This is a genomic window from Brucella grignonensis (genome assembly GCF_002252505.1).
GTDB classification, from domain to species: Bacteria; Pseudomonadota; Alphaproteobacteria; order Rhizobiales; family Rhizobiaceae; genus Brucella; species Brucella grignonensis.
Genome location: NZ_NNRL01000148.1, coordinates 186,669 through 204,410, shown reverse-complemented (window position 1 = coordinate 204,410; position 17,742 = coordinate 186,669). Strand labels below are relative to the sequence as shown.

Here is a 17,742-nt window from a genome sequence, read left to right as displayed (position 1 = left end):
GGACAAAGATGCGCGTTAAAACAAATATTTAGAGCGCCGATCTGATCCAATCAGATCGAAACGCACTCTAATGAAGCTTGTTCAACGCTGATATTCAATCATGCGGCTGCGGTTAAGTACCAGTTCGAGACGATCTTCATCGAGCATATGGATACAGATGCGCTTGTTCCACGGCCCATCGCGCAATGTGAACAGCGCTCTGCCATTTCCGAGATCTTCCAATGGCATGATCTGTCGCGTCGGGCCAATTCCCATAATGATATGGCCATTGTCGATGGTAAAGGAGGCACCATAAAGTGGTGCGGTCCAGCGGCCATCAAACTCTTTGCCTGCGGGGCGAGCGGTTACAGATTTCAATTCGCGCCCGACATGGCCGATTTCGCCTTGCAACGCATCGCCGGTCCAGCGCAACGTCATTGGTGATGACGGAGATAGAGAAGAGAACCAGCCTTCGCCTATATCGTAGAGACGATCTTCAGCACCGAAATAGTTAGCAACGCCTTCGCGCATCTCAATCCAGAACGGCCCTGTTTCTGTGACATATATTCCGTCCGGAATGGTACAGTTGGCATCAGGCAGATCCAATTCATTGAGTGCTGCCATACAGTCGCGCGCTATTTTGTAAGTATCAGCGTCTTCGCGATTGCTCACAACTATGATTCCGGTTTTCTCCGTGGGATCAAGCAGAAAATAGCTTTTATACCCCGGATGCGATCCACCATGACCAATGAAGCGCGTGCCACCAATTTCATTCCAGCGCAAACCAAGACCGTAACCGGTTGGCCGTCCGTCATTGAGGAAGCGTTCAGTTGAAAGGCGTGAAAGCAGACCGTTAAACTGCTCCTTGTCTTCAAGGAGAGCCTGCGCCCATTTTGTGAGCGCCATTCCGCTACCTGTCAGACTTCCTGATGCTGAGAGTTGAAGGCCAGCTGCGCTTTCCTGCCATCTGTCTCCAGACCTCCAATAGCCCGGCGCGAGTCCTTTGACAGGGTCGCCCCAAATATCCGGAACTTCAATGGATATGTCGAGCAAATCGCTAATCTCAGATTTAACAAAATCCTTAAAAAACAAACCTTTGCGTTCAAACGCTGCTTCAACGAGCCGATAGCCCGTGTTGGAATAGGAGATTTCGCTACCCGCATTGAAGTTCAGCCGGTTCAACGTCGAAAGAAATTCCAATAGGCTTTCCGCATCGGTATGTGTATAAACGGACAATCCCAGCAGTGTCAGGCATTCGCGCACATCCGGCAAACCCGACGTCATATCAAGCGCGCGACCGACAGAAACATCGGCCAAGGGACTTTGCAACTCTGGCAGATGGTCGCCAAGTCTATCGTTGAGGTCGATCACATCTGCATGACGCAATGCCATGGTACAGAAGATATGCTTGGTTATAGATGCGTAGCGGACAACAGTGTTGGCTGTGAAAGGAACACCTGTCGCGAGACTTTCCAAACCACCTGCATAGGCAAACTTAACGCCTTGCAGATCGAACCCGATAATAACGCCACCAGGTTCATTCTTGCCCCAGATTCTGGAATAAAATTTTGCAGACAACGAGGCTGCATTCCAGTCAGCGCGAATGGGCATAAAAACTCCGTCATGCGGTTTTCGGAACAGTAGCCTGCTCCATATATGCAATTACTCTGCGGCATCGCCCAAAAATCGGATTCGATTTTTGGAAAGGACGACCCGTAGATTTTATAATTTAGAGCGGCCTTTGTGCGTCCGAATGGGCGCACTAAGGCCGCTCTAATGTATGCTTTGTAAGGATTGGCTATGTGTTGAGCGCCCTCATTAGCAACCCTCAAAGGTTAGCAACCACATAATTGAGATTCTTGCGGTCATGCAAGCCCCTGAGTTTACTGAATTTTATATCGCACTTATAATAAGAGCAGGAAGGCTGCTCAGTTTCGCGAAACATGAGACAAATGAAAAGGCGATTTGTAAGGCGGCTAAATTGTCAAGAGCTGTTGTTGCTAAGGCAAAGCGATAGTTTGAAAAACTATCCACATCTTCTCCCCAATATTATAGATTAATTTTCGTTTTTTTTCCTTTCAACCATTAACATTTTCGGTTTTATTCTATTATAGCGATCTGGAAGTTGATCCAATGAAATTGGGTCATATAAGTGTAATAACAATAATGCAGGTTCCGGCACCCTGAGCAGAGGATTCCGCTCTTGATGTTAACGCAATCTCATTCCCGAGGAGGAAATATGCTTACCCGTCTGATCACGACTTCGGCGCTGACTGGCGCCCTCGCCCTCACCATTGGTTCGCAGGCTTTCGCACAGACGGAGCTTAGCTGGTGGCACGGTATGACCGGTGCCAACAACGAAATGGTCAATGAGCTTTCCAAAGAGTTCAATGAAAGCCAGAGCGAATACAAGATCGTTCCGGTCTATAAGGGTAGCTACCCTGAAACATTGAATGCGGGCATCGCTGCATTCCGTTCGAAACAGCCGCCAGCAATCATTCAGGTTTTCGATGCCGGCAGCGGTGTCATGATGGCAGCTGAAGGTGCTGTCGTGCCTGCGGCTGAAGTGCTCGAAAAGGGCGGCTTCAAATTCGACAAATCACAGTATCTGCCAGGCATTGTTGCTTATTATTCGAAGCCGGACGGCACCATGCTGTCGTTCCCATACAATTCGTCTTCGCCAATCCTTTATTATAACAAGGACGCTTTCAAGAAGGCTGGCCTTGATGAAAACAATCCGCCAAAGACCTGGCCGGAAGTGTTTGAAGCAGCCAAAAAGATCAAGTCAAGCGGCGCATCTGCCTGTGGCTTTACTTCGACCTGGCTCACATGGATTCAGACTGAGAACTTCTCTGCCTGGAACAATGTTTCCTACGGCACCAATGAAAACGGCCTCGGCGGCACCAATGTTGAACTCAAAATCAACGAACCGCTTTTCGTTGAGCACTTCCAGGCAATTGCTGATCTCGCCAAGGATGGCACCTTCCGTTACGGCGGCCGTACGTCTGAAGCAAAACAGCTTTTCACTTCCGGCGAATGCGCGATGCTGACGGAATCTTCGGGCGGCCTTGGCGATGTCGTCAAGTCGGGCATGAATTACGGCATTGGCCAGCTTCCTTACTATGAAGGCCATGGCCCACAGAACACCATTCCGGGTGGTGCCAGCCTTTGGGTTTTTGCTGGCCTCAGCGATGACCAGTACAAAGGCATTGCGCAGTTCTTCAACTTCCTTTCACAGACCAAAATTCAGCAGAAGCTGCATGAAAAGTCCGGCTATCTGCCTGTGACCATGGCTGCTTATGAAGCAACGAAGAACTCGGACTTCTATGAAAAGAATCCGGGCCGTGAAACACCAATCCTTCAGATGATGGGCAAGGCTCCAACTGAAAACTCCAAGGGTGTTCGCCTCGTCAATCTGCCGCAGGTTCGCGATATTCTCAATGAGGAATTCGAAGCCATGCTCGGTGGTAAGCAGGATGCAAAGACTGCGCTTGATAATGCCGTAAAACGCGCAAACGCAGCGATTGCAGCAGCACAATAATCTGATGAACTAAAGCATGCCGCCTGCCCTTAAAAGGGGTTGGCGGCATTGCTATCCGCAAGGAAACTTCCCGTGCAGAAAGTCACGTTTCCAAACAAGATCTTACCCTATTTCCTGCTGGCCCCGCAGATCATATTGACTGTGATCTTCTTCTTCTGGCCGGCAAGTCAGGCAATTTACCAGTCCTTCATGCGTGAAGACGCATTTGGATTGAAGTCTACATTTGTTGGGTTCGCCAATTTCACGACCGTTCTGGCTGATCCCAACTATCTGCATTCTGTGCAGGTCACGATTGTCTTCAATCTTCTGACCGCTTTTGTGGCGATGGGCGCAGCTTTGTTGCTTGCAACGGCCGCTGACCGTGTCATTCGCGGCAAAACATTCTACCGTACCCTGCTGATATGGCCTTATGCCGTAGCGCCCGCGGTTGCTGGTATGTTGTGGCTATTCATGTTCAACCCTGCCATGGGCACGCTGGCCTATATGTTGCGCAGCGCAGGTTTTGCATGGGATCCACTGCTGAATGGCAATCAGGCAATGGCGATGATCGTGGGTGCCGCAGCCTGGAAACAGATTTCCTATAACTTCCTGTTCTTTGTTGCAGGCCTTCAGGCAATCCCTAAATCCTTGATCGAAGCTGCTGCCATTGATGGTGCACGCGGCGCGCGGCGTTTCTGGTCGATCGTGTTCCCGCTATTGGCGCCAACCACGTTCTTCCTGCTGGTGGTCAACACGGTTTACGCCTTCTTCGACACATTCGGCATTATTCATGCGGTAACCGGCGGCGGCCCTGCCAAAGCCACTGAAACCCTGGTCTACAAGGTTTATAACGACGGCTTCGTCAATCTTAACCTCGGCTCCTCTTCGGCGCAGTCGGTTATTCTGATGATTATCGTGATCGCCCTGACCGCATTCCAGTTCCGCTTCATTGAGAAGCGCGTGCATTATTCTTGAGTGAGGCGACCATGATTGAAAAACGCCCAATCTCAAATCTGTTAGGCCACTTGATCCTGATCATCGGGATCATCGTTGTTGCCTTTCCGATTTACTATACCTTCGTTGCTTCGACGTTGACCTCCGGCGATATCATTCGCCCGCCAATCCAGCTTGTTCCCGGCGGGCACATGATGGAGAACTATGGCGACGCCATTTTCGGTGGCGTCGAGCGTGTGGTCGGCGTCAGCCTCGAACGGCTTCTGTGGAACTCCTTCGTGGTTGCGATGTTGATCGCAGTCGGCAAGATCATCATTTCCTTCATGTCGGCTTTTGCGATTGTGTTTTTCCGCTTTCCGTTCCGCATGTTCTTCTTCTGGATGATCTTCGTCACCCTGATGCTGCCGGTCGAAGTGCGTATCCTGCCGACCTATAAGGTCATCGTAGATCTCGGTTTGATCGACACTTATGCGGGCCTCACATTACCACTTATGGCATCAGCGACAGCGACGTTCCTCTTCCGTCAGTTCTTCCTCACCATTCCGGGAGAGTTGGTTGAAGCTGCACGCATTGACAATGCAGGCCCGTTTCGCTTCATGCGTGACATTCTGCTACCGCTGTCGAAGACGAATATCGCTGCCCTCTTCGTCATTCTCTTCATTTATGGCTGGACCCAGTATCTGTGGCCACTGCTCGTCACCAATGATGCGAAAATGAACACGATCATTATCGGTCTGCGCCGTATGGTCGATTTCGCCGATGCTTCCACACCTTGGAACTACGTCATGGTAACGGCCATTCTGGCTATCATACCACCTATCCTTGTGGTGGTATTGATGCAGCGCTGGTTCGTCAAAGGTCTCGTTGAAACGGAAAAATAATGAGCAAGATCATTCTTGATAATGTCCGCAAGTGCTATGGCGGCGGCATTGAAGTCATCAAAGGCGTTTCGCTGGAGATCAAGGACGGTGAATTCGTCGTCCTCGTCGGCCCTTCTGGCTGCGGCAAGTCAACACTCCTGCGCATGATCGCAGGCCTTGAAGGCATCAGCTCTGGCACGATTGCCATTGGCGACCGCGTCGTCAACGATGTGGAACCAGCAGAACGCGACATCGCAATGGTGTTTCAGAACTATGCGCTCTACCCGCATATGTCCGTGCGCGACAATCTTGCCTATGGCCTGAAGAACCGCAAAACACCGAAGGACGAAATCGAACGCCGTATCGCCAAAGCGGCGAAGGCACTCGAAATCGAACAGTTCCTTGATCGCAAGCCACGCCAGCTTTCGGGCGGTCAGCGTCAGCGCGTTGCCATGGGTCGCGCTATCGTGCGCGAACCGGCGGCCTTCCTTTTCGATGAGCCACTGTCGAACCTTGATGCAAAACTGCGTGTGCAGATGCGCGTTGAAATCAAGCGCCTCCAGCGTTCGCTTGGCACCACAAGTGTTTACGTGACCCACGACCAGATGGAAGCCATGACCATGGCAGACCGTCTTGTCGTTCTCAACGCTGGTAATATCGAACAGGTTGGTACGCCGATCGAACTTTATGAAAAGCCAGCCTCGACCTTCGTTGCAACTTTCATCGGTTCTCCATCTATGAACCTGTTTGAAAACGGCGGGAAGAATGTCTGGCAGCCGGGAAAGGCAGTGGCACTTCCTTCTGACAAATATACCTTCGGCGTGCGTCCGGAAGACATTCGCATCATAGAAACTGGCGAACCGGAAGCGGATGGCTTCAATGCCGAAGTTCGTATCGAAGCGATCGAGCTTGTCGGTGCTGAAAGCTATATCCATAGCTCACTCACGGATGGCAAGCCGCTGATCTTCCGCGTTCAGGGTCGTTCGGAACACTCGGTCGATGAAGTTGTAAAGATCGGTGCGTCTGCAAAGGACGTTCATATTTTTGGCGCCGACGGACGTCGCGCAGGCAACTAATTTCACTATCGGGCGTTCAGAATTCTGAGCGCCCGATATATAAGAATTCGATTTAATTATCCGTTTTCGTTTTCTTTGTTATGCGCTACACAAAAGAATATTTTTCTCTTTTCGAGGTAAGCGCATAGGATGACCCACCAGCAGATACTGTCCTTCGCCGTGATTATTCTCATGATGGGGGCATTTATCTGGGGCAAGTTTCGCTACGATATAGTGGCTCTTTGCTCACTGTTGCTAGCTGTTGGCGTTGGGGTTGTACCCTTCGATAAAGCGTTTACGGGGTTCAGTGACGATATCGTCATCATCGTTGGTAGTGCACTCATCGTTAGTGCTGGCGTTGCGCGTTCAGGCCTTATGCAGGAGGCGGTGCAGCGCTTTCTTCCCGAGATGAACAGCGTTCGTTTACAACTCGCAGTTCTTGTGGCGATCGTCACGGTTCTATCCGCATTCGTAAAAAATGTGGGTGCCCTGGCAATCATGATCCCCGTCGCATTTCAGTTTGCACGCCGTTCGAACGTTTCCCCATCAACATTCCTGATGCCGATGGCATTCGGTGCGTTGCTCGGTGGCTTGATGACACAGGTGGGCACTTCGCCCAACATTGTGGTTTCGCGCATTCGTGGTGAGATGGTTGGTGAACCCTTCACCATGTTTGACTTCACGCCGGTTGGTGCGGTTCTGGCAGTTGTTGGGTTGATTTATCTCGTTACTTTTTATTGGCTTGTGCCCCAGCGAACGCGAGAGAGCGTATCACTCGATGAAGCAATCAAGATCAAAAACTACGCTTCGGAAGCGCGCATTCTGAAAAACTCGCCTATGGTCGGCAAACGTATTACCGATCTCATCAAGCCTGCCGAAGGCGAGGCCATGGTGACAGCAATCATCCGTAGGAATCAGCGGATGACACCCCTGCCCGATACGGTTCTTGCTGAGGGCGACGTGGTGTTGCTTGAAGGCGATCCGAAAGCACTCGACCTCGTCGTCAATTCGGGCAAGTTAACTTTAAGCGAAAACCGTAATCCTTCCAACACAAGTGGTTCGACAGATATTGAAGTTGTGGAAGCTGTAATTGGAAAGAACTCGCGACTTGTCGGACTTACTGCCCAGCGACTTGACCTCTATTCGCGCTATGAGGTCAATTTGCTTGCCGTCAGTCGTCCCGGCGAACGCATTACAGAACGCTTGAGCGAAGTCATACTCGGTTTCGGTGATGTGATCGTGTTACAAGGACGGCAGGCTGCTCTCTCGGCTTATCTGCCGGAGTTTGAGCTGTTGCCGCTCGCACGGCGCAAACTCATGCTCGGTAGTGTGAGACGCGGTTTGATCCCATTGGCAATCCTGATTGCAGCAATCGGCGCGACAGCACTCAGTCTCGTTCCTGTCGCCGTTGCGTTCTTCGCGGCGGCGGTTGCCATGTTGCTCTTCAAAGTTATTCCGATCAACGAAGTCTATGATGAAATTGACGGACCTATTCTAGTGATGCTGGCGGCACTGATACCTGTATCCGACGCCCTGCGTAGCACGGGCGGTACAGAGCTTATTGCGGAGGGATTGGCGAGTATCGGTCATCATTTGCCGCCAGCTGGCGCACTGGCGCTTATTCTGGTCACGGCCATGATGGTCACGCCGTTTCTCAACAATGCGGCAACCGTGCTGGTGATGGCACCAATTGCCACAAGTTTTGCTTCGGGCCTTGGATTTAGACCCGAAGCCTTCCTGATGGCAGTAGCAATTGGCGCGGGTTGCGATTTTCTCACACCAATCGGGCACCAGTGTAATACGCTTGTGATGGGGCCAGGCGGCTACAAATTCAGTGATTATCCGAGGCTTGGACTGCCGCTATCGATCATCATCGCATTTGCGACTGTTCCAGCGCTTATGTTCTTCTGGCCGTTAAAGTAGATTGTCTGCCTGCGCTGTTACCTGAACCCAGTTGAGACTTGCAGCAACAATTTTCTCAATTGGATCAGCAACATCGGCGCGAAATACAAAAGGCTCGCCGACAGGGCTTTCCAATGTCGCAAGCTGGCTTTCAAGCATTGTCACCGGCATAAAATGCCCGGTACGGTGGCCCATATGCTCATACAACACATCGAAGCTTCCATCGAGGAACACGAACAACAGTGGGCCACGTGATGCATTGCGCAAGCGGTCGCGATAGCTCTTTTTCAGCGATGAACAGGAGACGATTATACCGCTTTCTACCGTTGCCAGTCGTTCGCCAATCTTATCGAGCCAAGGCCAGCGATCCTCATCCTGCAGCGGAATGCCGGAGGCCATCTTGTCGACATTGGCTTTGGGATGCAGACTGTCGCCCTCAAGAAAAGGCAGATTAAGGGCTGCGGCCAACTTCTCTCCAACCGTTGACTTTCCTGAGCCTGAAACCCCCATTACGATGATATGCAAGTTCATTTTCCTTAGAATATTTCAAGTTGGAGATTAACGCGACTTGCTGCACTCACGACGTGGTGCCGCATGACTTCGCGCGCCTTCAAAGGATCGCGCAGTGCTATCGCGTCTCGAATAGCGGTGTGTTCAGCGATGGTGATTTCGACGATCTCTTCAAGCACGGCACGTGCTCGCGCCGCCCGGATTGCCTGATTTATCCGCTCTGCGATGAAGCCTAAAACGAGTGGAAAATATTCGTTATGCGTTGCAGCTGCAAGAGCGCGGTGAAACGTCAGATCGGCAGAGATACCCTCATCCGTCCATTTCTCTGTCCCGTTCATCTCAGCCATGGCTTCATCAAGTTTGCGCATGTCTTCAGCTGTATGATGCACGGCTGCAAGGCCTGCTGCTTCAATTTCCAAAGCCATACGCAATTGGAACAGGCTCTGGAAATGATTACGGTCGGCAAGCGTCTCTGGCTCGATGCGGATGGCATGACGACGATCTGGCTCGGTGACAAAAGCTCCGACGCCCTGCCGGGTTTCGATCAGTCCCTCATTGCGCAGCTGAGCAATTGCTTCGCGGATGACCGAACGACTGACGCCAAAGCTCTGTGCCAGATTGTGCTCGGTGGGCAATTTGTGCCCCGGCAAAAAACTACCTTCTGTAATCTGGCGTACAATCTCGGAAGCGATACGGGCGGGCAGTTGCTCATTGCGTCTGATTTCACCGAACACTGCTTGCTCCTCCCTGCATGTCCTCTATCACTGATTTGTCGTCAGTCTTTGCCCAAGTCAAGCGAAAGCTGGCATCCGGGGATCATGATCGCATCAGGATCAAGACGCTTCTCGAAATCCTCCCGAGTCAACCATATTCCGCACTAATACTACCTGTATAGCGGTCAAGAACTCCATCCGCTGCGTGGGAGGGTATTTCATCCCAATTCCGCCAATTGATGCATAAAAGAGTTTTCAATCATTAGATATATAGTTATCAGACAACCCAACAACATAGTCTTGGAGGAGTTAGATTGTGCCGCTTTCAGCGGGCCAAACGCGGCCCGCATTTGATGTGCCCGTATTTCATGTGGCTGCATTTGATGTGAACGTCACGCCTCTATCCAGAAAATCCAATCATTCACATCTTGAACTGAACGAACCGGGAGGAATATCCGTGCAAGACAAGCATACTCTAAACTCGTCCATTATTTTGCCTGAAGACAGCGCTTCGGCAGTGCTTATTGGGCGTCTGTGGTCGAAGGCCGAAAGCGGGCCCTGCCCGGTGTTGGTTGTAAACGGGCGTGTACATAATCTCTCCAACCTTTCCGCGACCGTATCGGGTCTTCTGGAGCGTCATGAACTGGTTAGCGAGTTGAAAGATGCTGGCCGATTTGCTGATCTCGGCGCGCTGGACGACTATCTGTCCGGCGAAAAGGGCGAATTGCTTGCACCGATTGATCTCCAGTCGATCAAGGCAGCTGGCGTGACCTTCGCTGACAGTATGCTGGAACGTGTCATCGAAGAACAGGCCAAGGGCGATCCAAGTCGTGCACGCGAAGTGCGCGACCGTCTGGCCCCGGTGATCGGCGACAGCTTGCGCGGTGTTGCAGCGGGCTCGGAAAAAGCGGCACAGGTTAAAGCGCTGCTTCAGGAAATGGGTCTCTGGTCGCAATATCTGGAAGTGGGCATCGGCCCGGACGCCGAAATTTTCACAAAGTCGCAACCAATGTCCGCAGTCGGTTGCGGTGCGACCGTTGGTATTCTGCCAATCTCTCAGTGGAATAATCCAGAACCGGAAGTCGTTCTGGCTGTTGCTTCTGATGGCCGTATCGTCGGGGCGACACTCGGCAATGATGTCAATCTGCGTGACGTCGAAGGACGTTCTGCCCTGCTGCTCGGCAAGGCCAAGGACAACAACGCGTCTTGTGCCATAGGCCCGTTTATTCGCCTGTTTGACGGCGACTTTACCATGGACGTTCTGCGCAAGCTCAAGCTTTCGCTGAAAGTCAACGGCACTGACGGCTTTGAGATGACCGGCGAAAGCCCAATGGAAGCAATCAGCCGCGATCCGGAAAACCTTGCTGGACAGATGATGAACCGCAATCATCAATATCCGGATGGCGCTGTTCTTTTTCTCGGCACCATGTTTGCGCCAGTCAAAGACCGTCGCGGCGTAGGCCAAGGCTTTACCCATGAAATTGGCGATAAGGTGGAGATTTCGACACCGAAGCTCGGGCGTCTGGTCAATTGGGTGGATCGCACTGATAATTGCGCTGAATGGACGTTTGGCATTCGTGCGCTGATGCAGAACCTGCAGAAGCGCAATCTGCTCGACAAAATCTAAAATTGAAAAGGCTGCATATCGTTATTGATATGCAGCCTTTGTATTGGAGCATTTCCAGCAAAAGTGCGAAGCGTTTTTGCGTCGGATAATGCGAAAAAACAAAGAGATAGAACATTTCCAATGATTCAAACAAAACAGGAAATGCTCTAGTTCAAAGGAATAGCGTTTCCGTCTTTTGAAGATTGGTATGCGCCGGACATTGCATCATATTTGGCGCGAATTGCATCAAGCCGCTTCTCAAAACGAGAACGATCGGGCTCCGGCAGAGAATCCACCATTTTGGGGATCGAATGGCTGTGCCAGAAACTATTGTCGCGGTTATAGCCACCCGGCTCCAGTGTGAAGACCTCCTTGAGTATTTTCAGGTCATGCGGGATTGAAAACGCATCGCGGGAATCTTCATGACTGAACAGATAATAGAAATTGTCGAAACCGGTCCAAGTAATAGCTGACAAGCACATTGAGCACGGTTCATGTGTCGACAGAAAAACCATGTCTTTTGTGTCTGGACGTCCCTGCTCAGGCATCTCATAAAAACGCTTCAACGTATGCACTTCACCATGCCACATCGGATTCTCGGTTTCATTGTTGGTTTCAGCAAGGACCAGAGACAAATCCGATTTGCGGAGAAGTGCTGCTCCAAAAACCTTGTTGCCATTTGCAACGCCCTGCTCCGTCAGGGGAATGATGTCTTGTTCGATGACATCAAAAAGCTTCTCGAGCAATTTCAAATCTTCCGGTGTCATAACCTCAACTCCCAAATAAGGCAGGCCAGATAAAGCACAAAGAAAAACGCCGGGGTATTGCCCCGGCGTTTGTTGTTATTCTGGGAAGAATGCGAAGCGGATCACAAACAGTGCCGCCACGATCCAGGTCGCAAGGTGCACCTCACGAGCCTTGCCGGTTACAGCCTTCAGGACAACATAGCTGATGAAGCCGAAAGCCAGACCGTTTGCAATCGAGTAGGTGAACGGAATGGACAGCGCCGTAAGAGCGGCGGGTGCAGCTTCCGTGATTTCGTCCCACTTGATTTCGGACAGTTCACGCATCATCAAACAAGCGACGTAAACGAGCGCTGGTGCTGTTGCATAGGCAGGTACGGAGCCAGCCAGAGGCGAAATAAAGAGTGCAGCAAGGAACAACAGAGCCACAACAAGCGCCGTCAGACCTGTGCGGCCGCCAGCCTGAACGCCGGAAGCACTTTCGACATAGGCTGTCGTCGACGAGGTACCGAGCAGCGAGCCACCCAGAATTGCGGTGCTGTCTGCAAACAGAGCTTTACCAAGACGATTTGGCTTACCCGGTTCAATCAGGCCGCCACGCTTGGCAACGCCGATCAGCGTACCGGTCGCATCAAACACTTCAACCAGCACGAAAACCAGGATTACATGCAGGATACCGGTGTGCAGCGCACCCATGATGTCAAGCTGCAGGAAAGTTGGTGCAAGGCTCGGAGGAGCAGAGAACACGCCGCCAAACTGGGTAATACCCAGCGAAATCGATGCAATGGTTACAACAAGGATACCGATCAGGATCGCACCGCGAACCTTGAGTGCATCAAGAGCTGCAATAATGAAGAAGCCGGCGATTGCAAGCAGAGGACCAAACTCACGCAAGTCACCAAGACCTACGAGCGTTGCCGGATTGTCAACGACGACGCCTGCGTTCTTGAGTCCGATCAGGGCAAGGAACATACCGATACCGGCAGCAATTGCGCTGCGCAATGAATGCGGAATACCCTCGACCAGCCAACGCCGGATACCTGTTACCGTGAGAAACAGGAAGATGATGCCGGAAATGAAGACCGCGCCAAGCGCCTGTTGCCATGAGAAACCCATAGCGCCGACAACCGTAAAGGCGAAGAAGGCATTCAGGCCCATACCCGGCGCCATGCCAATCGGCCAATTGGCGACGAGCGCCATGACAATCGAACCCAATGCTGCCGCAAGACATGTAGCAACGAAGACTGCGTTGCGATCCATACCTGTTGTGGACAGAATATCAGGATTGACGAAGATAATGTAAGACATCGTCAGGAAGGTCGTCACGCCAGCGATGACTTCCGTTCTCACCGATGTGCCATGTTCCTGCAATTTGAACAGCTTTTCCAGCATGGTCCCTCCAGGGCAAAAGCTCGCATTCAAAGGCACCAATGATCAGCCGAGAGCAATTGCTTGCGATCAGCTGTTAAAATCGGTGCAATCTATTGCGATTGCCGTATTTGTTAGCCGCAGCCGCATTTTGCGCGAGCGGATTTGTTCCCCATACACCCAACGCGATCAAAAACACAGTTCTGCCGCAAGAATGCCTGTTTATTAACGTGATTTAGTTTGGACTGACTTTTGGAAGCGCGCCAGCCACCTATTCAGGCTCTAATTTTTGAAAGTGCTTCAAAAATGGTAGCTGTCCAAGTTACAGCACCCAAAACTATCTATATGATTAAGCTACTGTTTTCAGGAGAACGCCGGTACCATACATGCCGAAGGCAAAAAATGTATGGGCGACGAGATTGAGAATACGGACATTTCTGGCATTTGGCAAACGCGATGCTGCCCAGCCGATTCCCAAGCCCGGTTGCAATAAAAACCAGCCCGCTGCCACGGTGAGGATACCGAATATCCAGGCGGGGAGAAATATTGGATTCGCAAACCACGCTGCGCCGCCATAAAGCGCAAAGATGATGCCGTAGAGAATACCAACCGCATAATGACCGATCCAGCCCAATGCAATCTCATGGGCGTAGGGTTTTGATGCTGCGATATCATCGTGAAATATCTGGCCGTCTCGTAAATGCCAGAACCAGCGACCGACGAGCCCCCAATTCGGACGAGATTGCCCTGGAAACTGCGCAAGAACCAATGCCCAGATATCCATAACGATCGTCGCGCCTAAGCCGATCAAAATTCCATTTATGATGAGATTGAGCATGATCAGGTCCTTGTGCCGTCGAGCAGCCACATAACCGTGTGACCACCCGACACGCAAGGCATATAATCAGTCTGAACCAATGCCTGACATCAAATAAGACAAAACGAAATATGCTTCACATTAACAAGTAAAAGTAATGTTCTGCCATGAAAGTCTCAGTAAAATTGTGGCAATGAAGACAGGTAAATTAGCAGTAGTAACTATTCATATACCCATCTTCATCACCAGCCCCCGCCCGCGTATCAATACTCCTCCAGCCTCCCTCCACTCAAGTGGCAGGAATCCCAAATTGAATACCGTTTTGTCTCATTGGAGAGGGCGTCGTGTGGTGCGAATAATTCGATCGCTATTTGCAGGCCACGGATCTGTCGCGAAATCTGCAGGGCGTTTAAAATGAACCGTCGATAGAATAAAATTACAATATACATAGAAAAACAAAAGCGCCGGGACTGGAGCACCGACGCTTTGCTATTTTATTTCAGTTTCACTTTCGGGGCGATTAATTATCAGCCGCGCCATCAGTGATTACTTACCGAAAACTGCGCTCTGGATCTGCGAACGCGAAACGCCGATATCGGCAAGAAGATGATCGTCCATTGCACCGAGTTCACGCATTGCGCGACGGCGGGAAACGTACTGCTGGAATTTCTGACGAATGTTCATTTGTTTTCTCCTCGTTGGATGCTTGTTAAATAGTCTTTTGCACAAAATTACACCACGGATATGATTGCAAATGAGGCATGCGTTTTCGCTGGAGCTCGTCTTCTTGAAAACGTCTCAATCGCCTATGTCATAGGGGATAGCGGCCGGTCATTATTTTGAGTTTTTATCAAATTGTCTTTTGCCAAACCGGCTTTAATCGATTAATCCGGTCCGCGGAGGAGATTATCTCTAGCCCATTGCGGACACCATTATGCTTTACGGTATTTTCCTCGCGTTTGCGTCCTATGCTGCATTCGCTGTAAGCGACGCCTGCGTCAAGTTTCTCGACGGCACCCTGTCGCCCTATGAAGTCGCCTTTTATGGTGCTGTTCTGGGATTGTTGGCCATCCCCTTTACCAAGAAACCCGAAGATCAGTGGCTCGATATGTTTCGAACCACAAATATAAAACTCTGGTTACTTCGCACGCTCACCGCCGCAATGGGTGTGATTGGCAGTGTCGTGGCCTTCACGCATCTTTCCATGGCCGAAGCTTTTGCGCTTATCTTCCTGCTACCGGCATTCGTTACGATACTCTCGGTGATTTTTCTCAAGGAGCAGGTTGGCTGGCGTCGATGGTCGGCGGTTATTATCGGATTCATCGGCGTGCTGGTTGTTCTGCGCCCCGGCTTCCGCGAGCTATCTATTGGGCATTTGGGTGCTCTCGGCGGCGGTTTGGGCGGCGCGTTCAGCATCATAATCTTCCGTGCCATGGGTAAAAAAGAGAAGCGTATTTCGCTTTATACGGCCGGTCTCATCGGACCGATCCTCATCTGCGGCGCATTGATGATTCCCAGCTATCAGACACCTTCCGCCATTCAATGGGGCTATCTTGCGGGCTACGGCCTGCTCGCAGCGCTGGCCAACATTCTGCTGATGCTTGCAGCGCAACGCGCACCTGCAAGTGCGATTGCGTCACCACAATATAGCCAGATGCTCTGGGCCATCCTGTTTGGCTACTTCATCTTCCACGACCATATCGATCTGCCTATGCTGATTGGCATCATCTTGATCACGATTTCAGGCCTATTCACTTTCGTACGCGAACGTCAGCGTGGTGTGGAGGGGCCGGCAGCTGTTGCCACATCTGATCCATCGCCTGCTCTGGCCGAGGAAAAATAAGCCGATGCTCTCGCAGGATTGAATATTCTGCGTCTGCATCAGACCTGAAACAGGTTTTCAGTTTTGAGTGACGTGCTATAACAGCTTACGTTTATATCCCGCCCACGCTTTTACCGGCAATTGCATCAGTAATCTGAAGGCGTTTTGCGCGGGATTTGGCACGACAACGAGATTGATGAAGGACGAAGAGAATGACCGAGAAGCGGGCAATGTGGACCTATTATAAGGGTGAATGGCTCCAAGGTGATGTGCGTATACTGGGTGCCGCATCGCACGCGACCTGGCTCGGTTCGCTCGTTTTCGATGGCGCGCGTCTGTTTGAAGGCGTTACACCGGATCTTGATCTGCATGCAGCCCGCGCAAACGATTCAGCGCGTGCACTCGAGCTTGCCCCCACACTCAGCGGCAACGACATCGAAGCACTGGCACGCGAAGGCCTGAAGAAATTTTCTCCCGGAACGGATGTCTATATCCGCCCCATGTATTGGGCCGAAGAAGGCGACTCCAGCACGGTTGCCGCCGCTCCTGAATCGACAGATTTTGCCCTTTGCCTTGAGGCCATTCCTATGGTTGAGCCAAAAGGTTTTACTGTTACGACGACATCTTTCCGCCGTCCTTATCTCGAGGTTATGCCGGTTAATGCCAAGGCTGCATGCCTTTATCCGAACAATGGCCGCATGTTGCGCGAAGCCAAAGCCAAGGGCTTTCACAATGCGCTTGTTACCGATGTTCTCGGCAATGTCGCAGAAACAGCCACCTCGAATGTCTTTATGGTTCGCGGTGGTGAAGTTTTCACTCCGGTTCCAAACGGTACATTCCTGAATGGCATTACGCGCCAGCGCGTCATCAAGCTTCTGCGTCAGGCGGGCGTCAGCGTCCACGAAACGACACTCAACGTTCAGGACTTCCGCGAAGCAGATGAAATCTTCTCGACCGGCAATATGAGCAAGGTTGTGCCGATCATCGGTTTTGATGAACGCAAGCTGGAATATGGTGCTGTTACCAAGCGCGCACGTTCGCTTTATTGGGAATGGGCGCATAGCTGAGAAATACAGCCTAAACCCCTTTGTTAATTTAGATACGGTAACTGTCTGAATGCTCGAACATACCCCGCTGTTTATGACAGTTGCCGTTATCGCGGCTTTTCTGGTTGGGCTGTCGAAAGGCGGATTGCCTTCGGTCGGGACACTTTCAGTGCCACTGATGGCGTTGGTTATTTCACCGGTCACGGCTGCCGCTCTTTTGCTGCCGATCTATGTCGTCAGCGACATGTTCGGCCTGTATCTCTACCGCCATCATTTTTCAGCACGAAATCTGGCAATCCTTACCCCTGCCGCTATTGTCGGCATCGGCCTTGGCTGGTTTTTCAGTTCGCACCTTTCAAGCACATTCATTGGAATGCTTGTGGGGCTTGTCGGCCTCTTCTTCTGCTTCAATGTATGGGTTGGCGCAAAATATCGACGTCAGGCACGCAAGGCGGATATTCCGGGCGGAACATTCTGGGGTATTCTCACTGGTCTTACGAGCTTTGTTTCGCATTCGGGCGCCCCGCCATTCCAGATGTATGTGTTGCCGCAGCATCTTGAGAAGCTTGTTTTTGCAGGCACCTCGACCATCCTTTTTGCGATCGTCAACGCGGTTAAGCTGATCCCTTACTGGCAATTGCAACAATTCTCCAATCTCGACTGGTCGCTTGGACTTTGGCTTTTGCCTGCTGCCATCATAGGAACATTTGTCGGAGCAAAGCTCACTCGCATCATCCCGGATGGTCCGTTTTTCCTGTTGGTTCAGCTCACGCTTTTCGGTCTTTCAATCAAGCTGATCGCCGATTGGGTTCTGCCTTTCCTGACAGCCTGACTGCACTTGCCAGCG

Annotated in this window: 16 protein-coding genes; 9 read left to right on the top strand and 7 right to left on the bottom strand. The window is 51.3% G+C overall.

Annotated features, from left to right (window positions below):
• Window positions 1–81: 81 nt before the first annotated feature.
• Entirely contained in the window at window positions 82–1,590 is a 1,509-nt protein-coding gene (locus CEV33_RS04020; protein ID WP_094539149.1) for a serine hydrolase domain-containing protein, read from the bottom strand.
• 628 nt (window positions 1,591–2,218) lie between these two features.
• Here CEV33_RS04020 and ugpB point away from each other — a divergent pair.
• The 5 genes from ugpB to CEV33_RS03995 all read left to right on the top strand — a co-directional run bounded on the left by ugpB (window position 2,219) and on the right by CEV33_RS03995 (window position 8,291).
• Window positions 2,219–3,520 carry a sn-glycerol-3-phosphate ABC transporter substrate-binding protein UgpB gene (gene ugpB, locus CEV33_RS04015; protein ID WP_167388118.1) on the top strand — a complete coding sequence of 434 codons (1,302 nt, stop codon included), beginning with the start codon at window positions 2,219–2,221 and terminating at the stop codon, window positions 3,518–3,520.
• 72 nt (window positions 3,521–3,592) lie between these two features.
• A complete protein-coding gene (gene ugpA / locus CEV33_RS04010; protein WP_094539148.1) occupies window positions 3,593–4,474 on the top strand; it encodes a sn-glycerol-3-phosphate ABC transporter permease UgpA in 882 nt (293 codons plus the stop codon).
• 11 nt (window positions 4,475–4,485) lie between these two features.
• Complete coding sequence (ugpE, locus tag CEV33_RS04005; RefSeq protein ID WP_094539147.1) at window positions 4,486–5,334, top strand: sn-glycerol-3-phosphate ABC transporter permease UgpE; 849 nt, start codon at window positions 4,486–4,488, stop codon at window positions 5,332–5,334.
• A complete protein-coding gene (locus CEV33_RS04000) occupies window positions 5,334–6,389 on the top strand; it encodes a sn-glycerol-3-phosphate import ATP-binding protein UgpC (RefSeq protein ID WP_094539146.1) in 1,056 nt (351 codons plus the stop codon). Before ugpE ends, CEV33_RS04000 begins: the two co-directional genes overlap by 1 nt.
• Window positions 6,390–6,518: 129 nt before the next feature.
• Window positions 6,519–8,291 (top strand): SLC13 family permease, encoded by a 1,773-nt coding sequence (locus CEV33_RS03995; RefSeq protein WP_094539145.1) that lies wholly within the window; start codon window positions 6,519–6,521, stop codon window positions 8,289–8,291.
• On the opposite strand, the gene CEV33_RS03990 is transcribed toward CEV33_RS03995, so the two are convergent.
• Together CEV33_RS03990 and CEV33_RS03985 are read right to left on the bottom strand one after the other, a co-directional pair.
• Window positions 8,283–8,801 carry a gluconokinase gene (locus CEV33_RS03990; protein ID WP_094539144.1) on the bottom strand — a complete coding sequence of 173 codons (519 nt, stop codon included), beginning with the start codon at window positions 8,799–8,801 and terminating at the stop codon, window positions 8,283–8,285. The genes CEV33_RS03995 and CEV33_RS03990 overlap by 9 nt on opposite strands.
• Window positions 8,802–8,806: 5 nt before the next feature.
• Entirely contained in the window at window positions 8,807–9,514 is a 708-nt protein-coding gene (locus CEV33_RS03985; RefSeq protein ID WP_094539143.1) for a FadR/GntR family transcriptional regulator, read from the bottom strand.
• A 436-nt stretch (window positions 9,515–9,950) separates the two neighbouring features.
• Between CEV33_RS03985 and CEV33_RS03980 the strand changes: the two genes are divergently transcribed.
• Window positions 9,951–11,120: a fumarylacetoacetate hydrolase family protein gene (locus CEV33_RS03980; protein ID WP_094539250.1), complete on the top strand. Its 1,170-nt coding sequence runs from the start codon at window positions 9,951–9,953 to the stop codon at window positions 11,118–11,120.
• Between the two features lie 146 nt (window positions 11,121–11,266).
• On the opposite strand, the gene CEV33_RS03970 is transcribed toward CEV33_RS03980, so the two are convergent.
• From CEV33_RS03970 to CEV33_RS03955, 4 genes are all read right to left on the bottom strand, one after another.
• On the bottom strand, window positions 11,267–11,866 hold the full coding sequence (locus CEV33_RS03970) for a deaminase (protein WP_094539141.1): 600 nt from the start codon (window positions 11,864–11,866) through the stop codon (window positions 11,267–11,269).
• Window positions 11,867–11,941: 75 nt separating this feature from the next.
• Entirely contained in the window at window positions 11,942–13,234 is a 1,293-nt protein-coding gene (locus CEV33_RS03965; RefSeq protein ID WP_024896278.1) for an NCS2 family permease, read from the bottom strand.
• A gap of 325 nt (window positions 13,235–13,559) precedes the next feature.
• Complete coding sequence (locus CEV33_RS03960) at window positions 13,560–14,048, bottom strand: DUF2938 domain-containing protein (protein ID WP_094539140.1); 489 nt, start codon at window positions 14,046–14,048, stop codon at window positions 13,560–13,562.
• Window positions 14,049–14,573: 525 nt separating this feature from the next.
• Entirely contained in the window at window positions 14,574–14,711 is a 138-nt protein-coding gene (locus tag CEV33_RS03955; protein WP_084486677.1) for a DUF1127 domain-containing protein, read from the bottom strand.
• A 250-nt stretch (window positions 14,712–14,961) separates the two neighbouring features.
• Here CEV33_RS03955 and CEV33_RS03950 point away from each other — a divergent pair, with 250 nt between their 5' ends.
• The 3 genes from CEV33_RS03950 to CEV33_RS03940 all read left to right on the top strand — a co-directional run bounded on the left by CEV33_RS03950 (window position 14,962) and on the right by CEV33_RS03940 (window position 17,727).
• Window positions 14,962–15,870, top strand: a complete 909-nt coding sequence (locus tag CEV33_RS03950) for a DMT family transporter (RefSeq protein ID WP_094539139.1) — start codon at window positions 14,962–14,964, stop codon at window positions 15,868–15,870.
• A gap of 191 nt (window positions 15,871–16,061) precedes the next feature.
• Window positions 16,062–16,916 carry a branched-chain amino acid aminotransferase gene (locus CEV33_RS03945; RefSeq protein ID WP_094539138.1) on the top strand — a complete coding sequence of 285 codons (855 nt, stop codon included), beginning with the start codon at window positions 16,062–16,064 and terminating at the stop codon, window positions 16,914–16,916.
• Between the two features lie 49 nt (window positions 16,917–16,965).
• Window positions 16,966–17,727, top strand: coding sequence for a sulfite exporter TauE/SafE family protein (locus CEV33_RS03940; RefSeq protein ID WP_094539137.1), 762 nt, complete (start codon window positions 16,966–16,968; stop codon window positions 17,725–17,727).
• The last annotated feature ends 15 nt before the right edge of the window (window positions 17,728–17,742 follow it).

Excerpts from the sequence above, each read along its gene's own strand:
- CEV33_RS03955 (WP_084486677.1), bottom strand. The coding sequence starts at position 14,711 with ATGAACATTCGTCAGAAATTCCAGCAGTACGTTTCCCGCCGTCGCGCA.
- CEV33_RS03990 (WP_094539144.1), bottom strand. The coding sequence starts at position 8,801 with ATGAACTTGCATATCATCGTAATGGGGGTTTCAGGCTCAGGAAAGTCA.
- CEV33_RS03960 (WP_094539140.1), bottom strand. The coding sequence starts at position 14,048 with ATGCTCAATCTCATCATAAATGGAATTTTGATCGGCTTAGGCGCGACG.
- ugpE (WP_094539147.1), top strand. The coding sequence starts at position 4,486 with ATGATTGAAAAACGCCCAATCTCAAATCTGTTAGGCCACTTGATCCTG.
- CEV33_RS04020 (WP_094539149.1), bottom strand. The coding sequence starts at position 1,590 with ATGCCCATTCGCGCTGACTGGAATGCAGCCTCGTTGTCTGCAAAATTT.
- CEV33_RS03940 (WP_094539137.1), top strand. The coding sequence starts at position 16,966 with ATGCTCGAACATACCCCGCTGTTTATGACAGTTGCCGTTATCGCGGCT.
- CEV33_RS03950 (WP_094539139.1), top strand. The coding sequence starts at position 14,962 with ATGCTTTACGGTATTTTCCTCGCGTTTGCGTCCTATGCTGCATTCGCT.
- CEV33_RS03970 (WP_094539141.1), bottom strand. The coding sequence starts at position 11,866 with ATGACACCGGAAGATTTGAAATTGCTCGAGAAGCTTTTTGATGTCATC.
- CEV33_RS04000 (WP_094539146.1), top strand. The coding sequence starts at position 5,334 with ATGAGCAAGATCATTCTTGATAATGTCCGCAAGTGCTATGGCGGCGGC.
- CEV33_RS03995 (WP_094539145.1), top strand. The coding sequence starts at position 6,519 with ATGACCCACCAGCAGATACTGTCCTTCGCCGTGATTATTCTCATGATG.
- CEV33_RS03965 (WP_024896278.1), bottom strand. The coding sequence starts at position 13,234 with ATGCTGGAAAAGCTGTTCAAATTGCAGGAACATGGCACATCGGTGAGA.
- CEV33_RS03945 (WP_094539138.1), top strand. The coding sequence starts at position 16,062 with ATGACCGAGAAGCGGGCAATGTGGACCTATTATAAGGGTGAATGGCTC.
- ugpB (WP_167388118.1), top strand. The coding sequence starts at position 2,219 with ATGCTTACCCGTCTGATCACGACTTCGGCGCTGACTGGCGCCCTCGCC.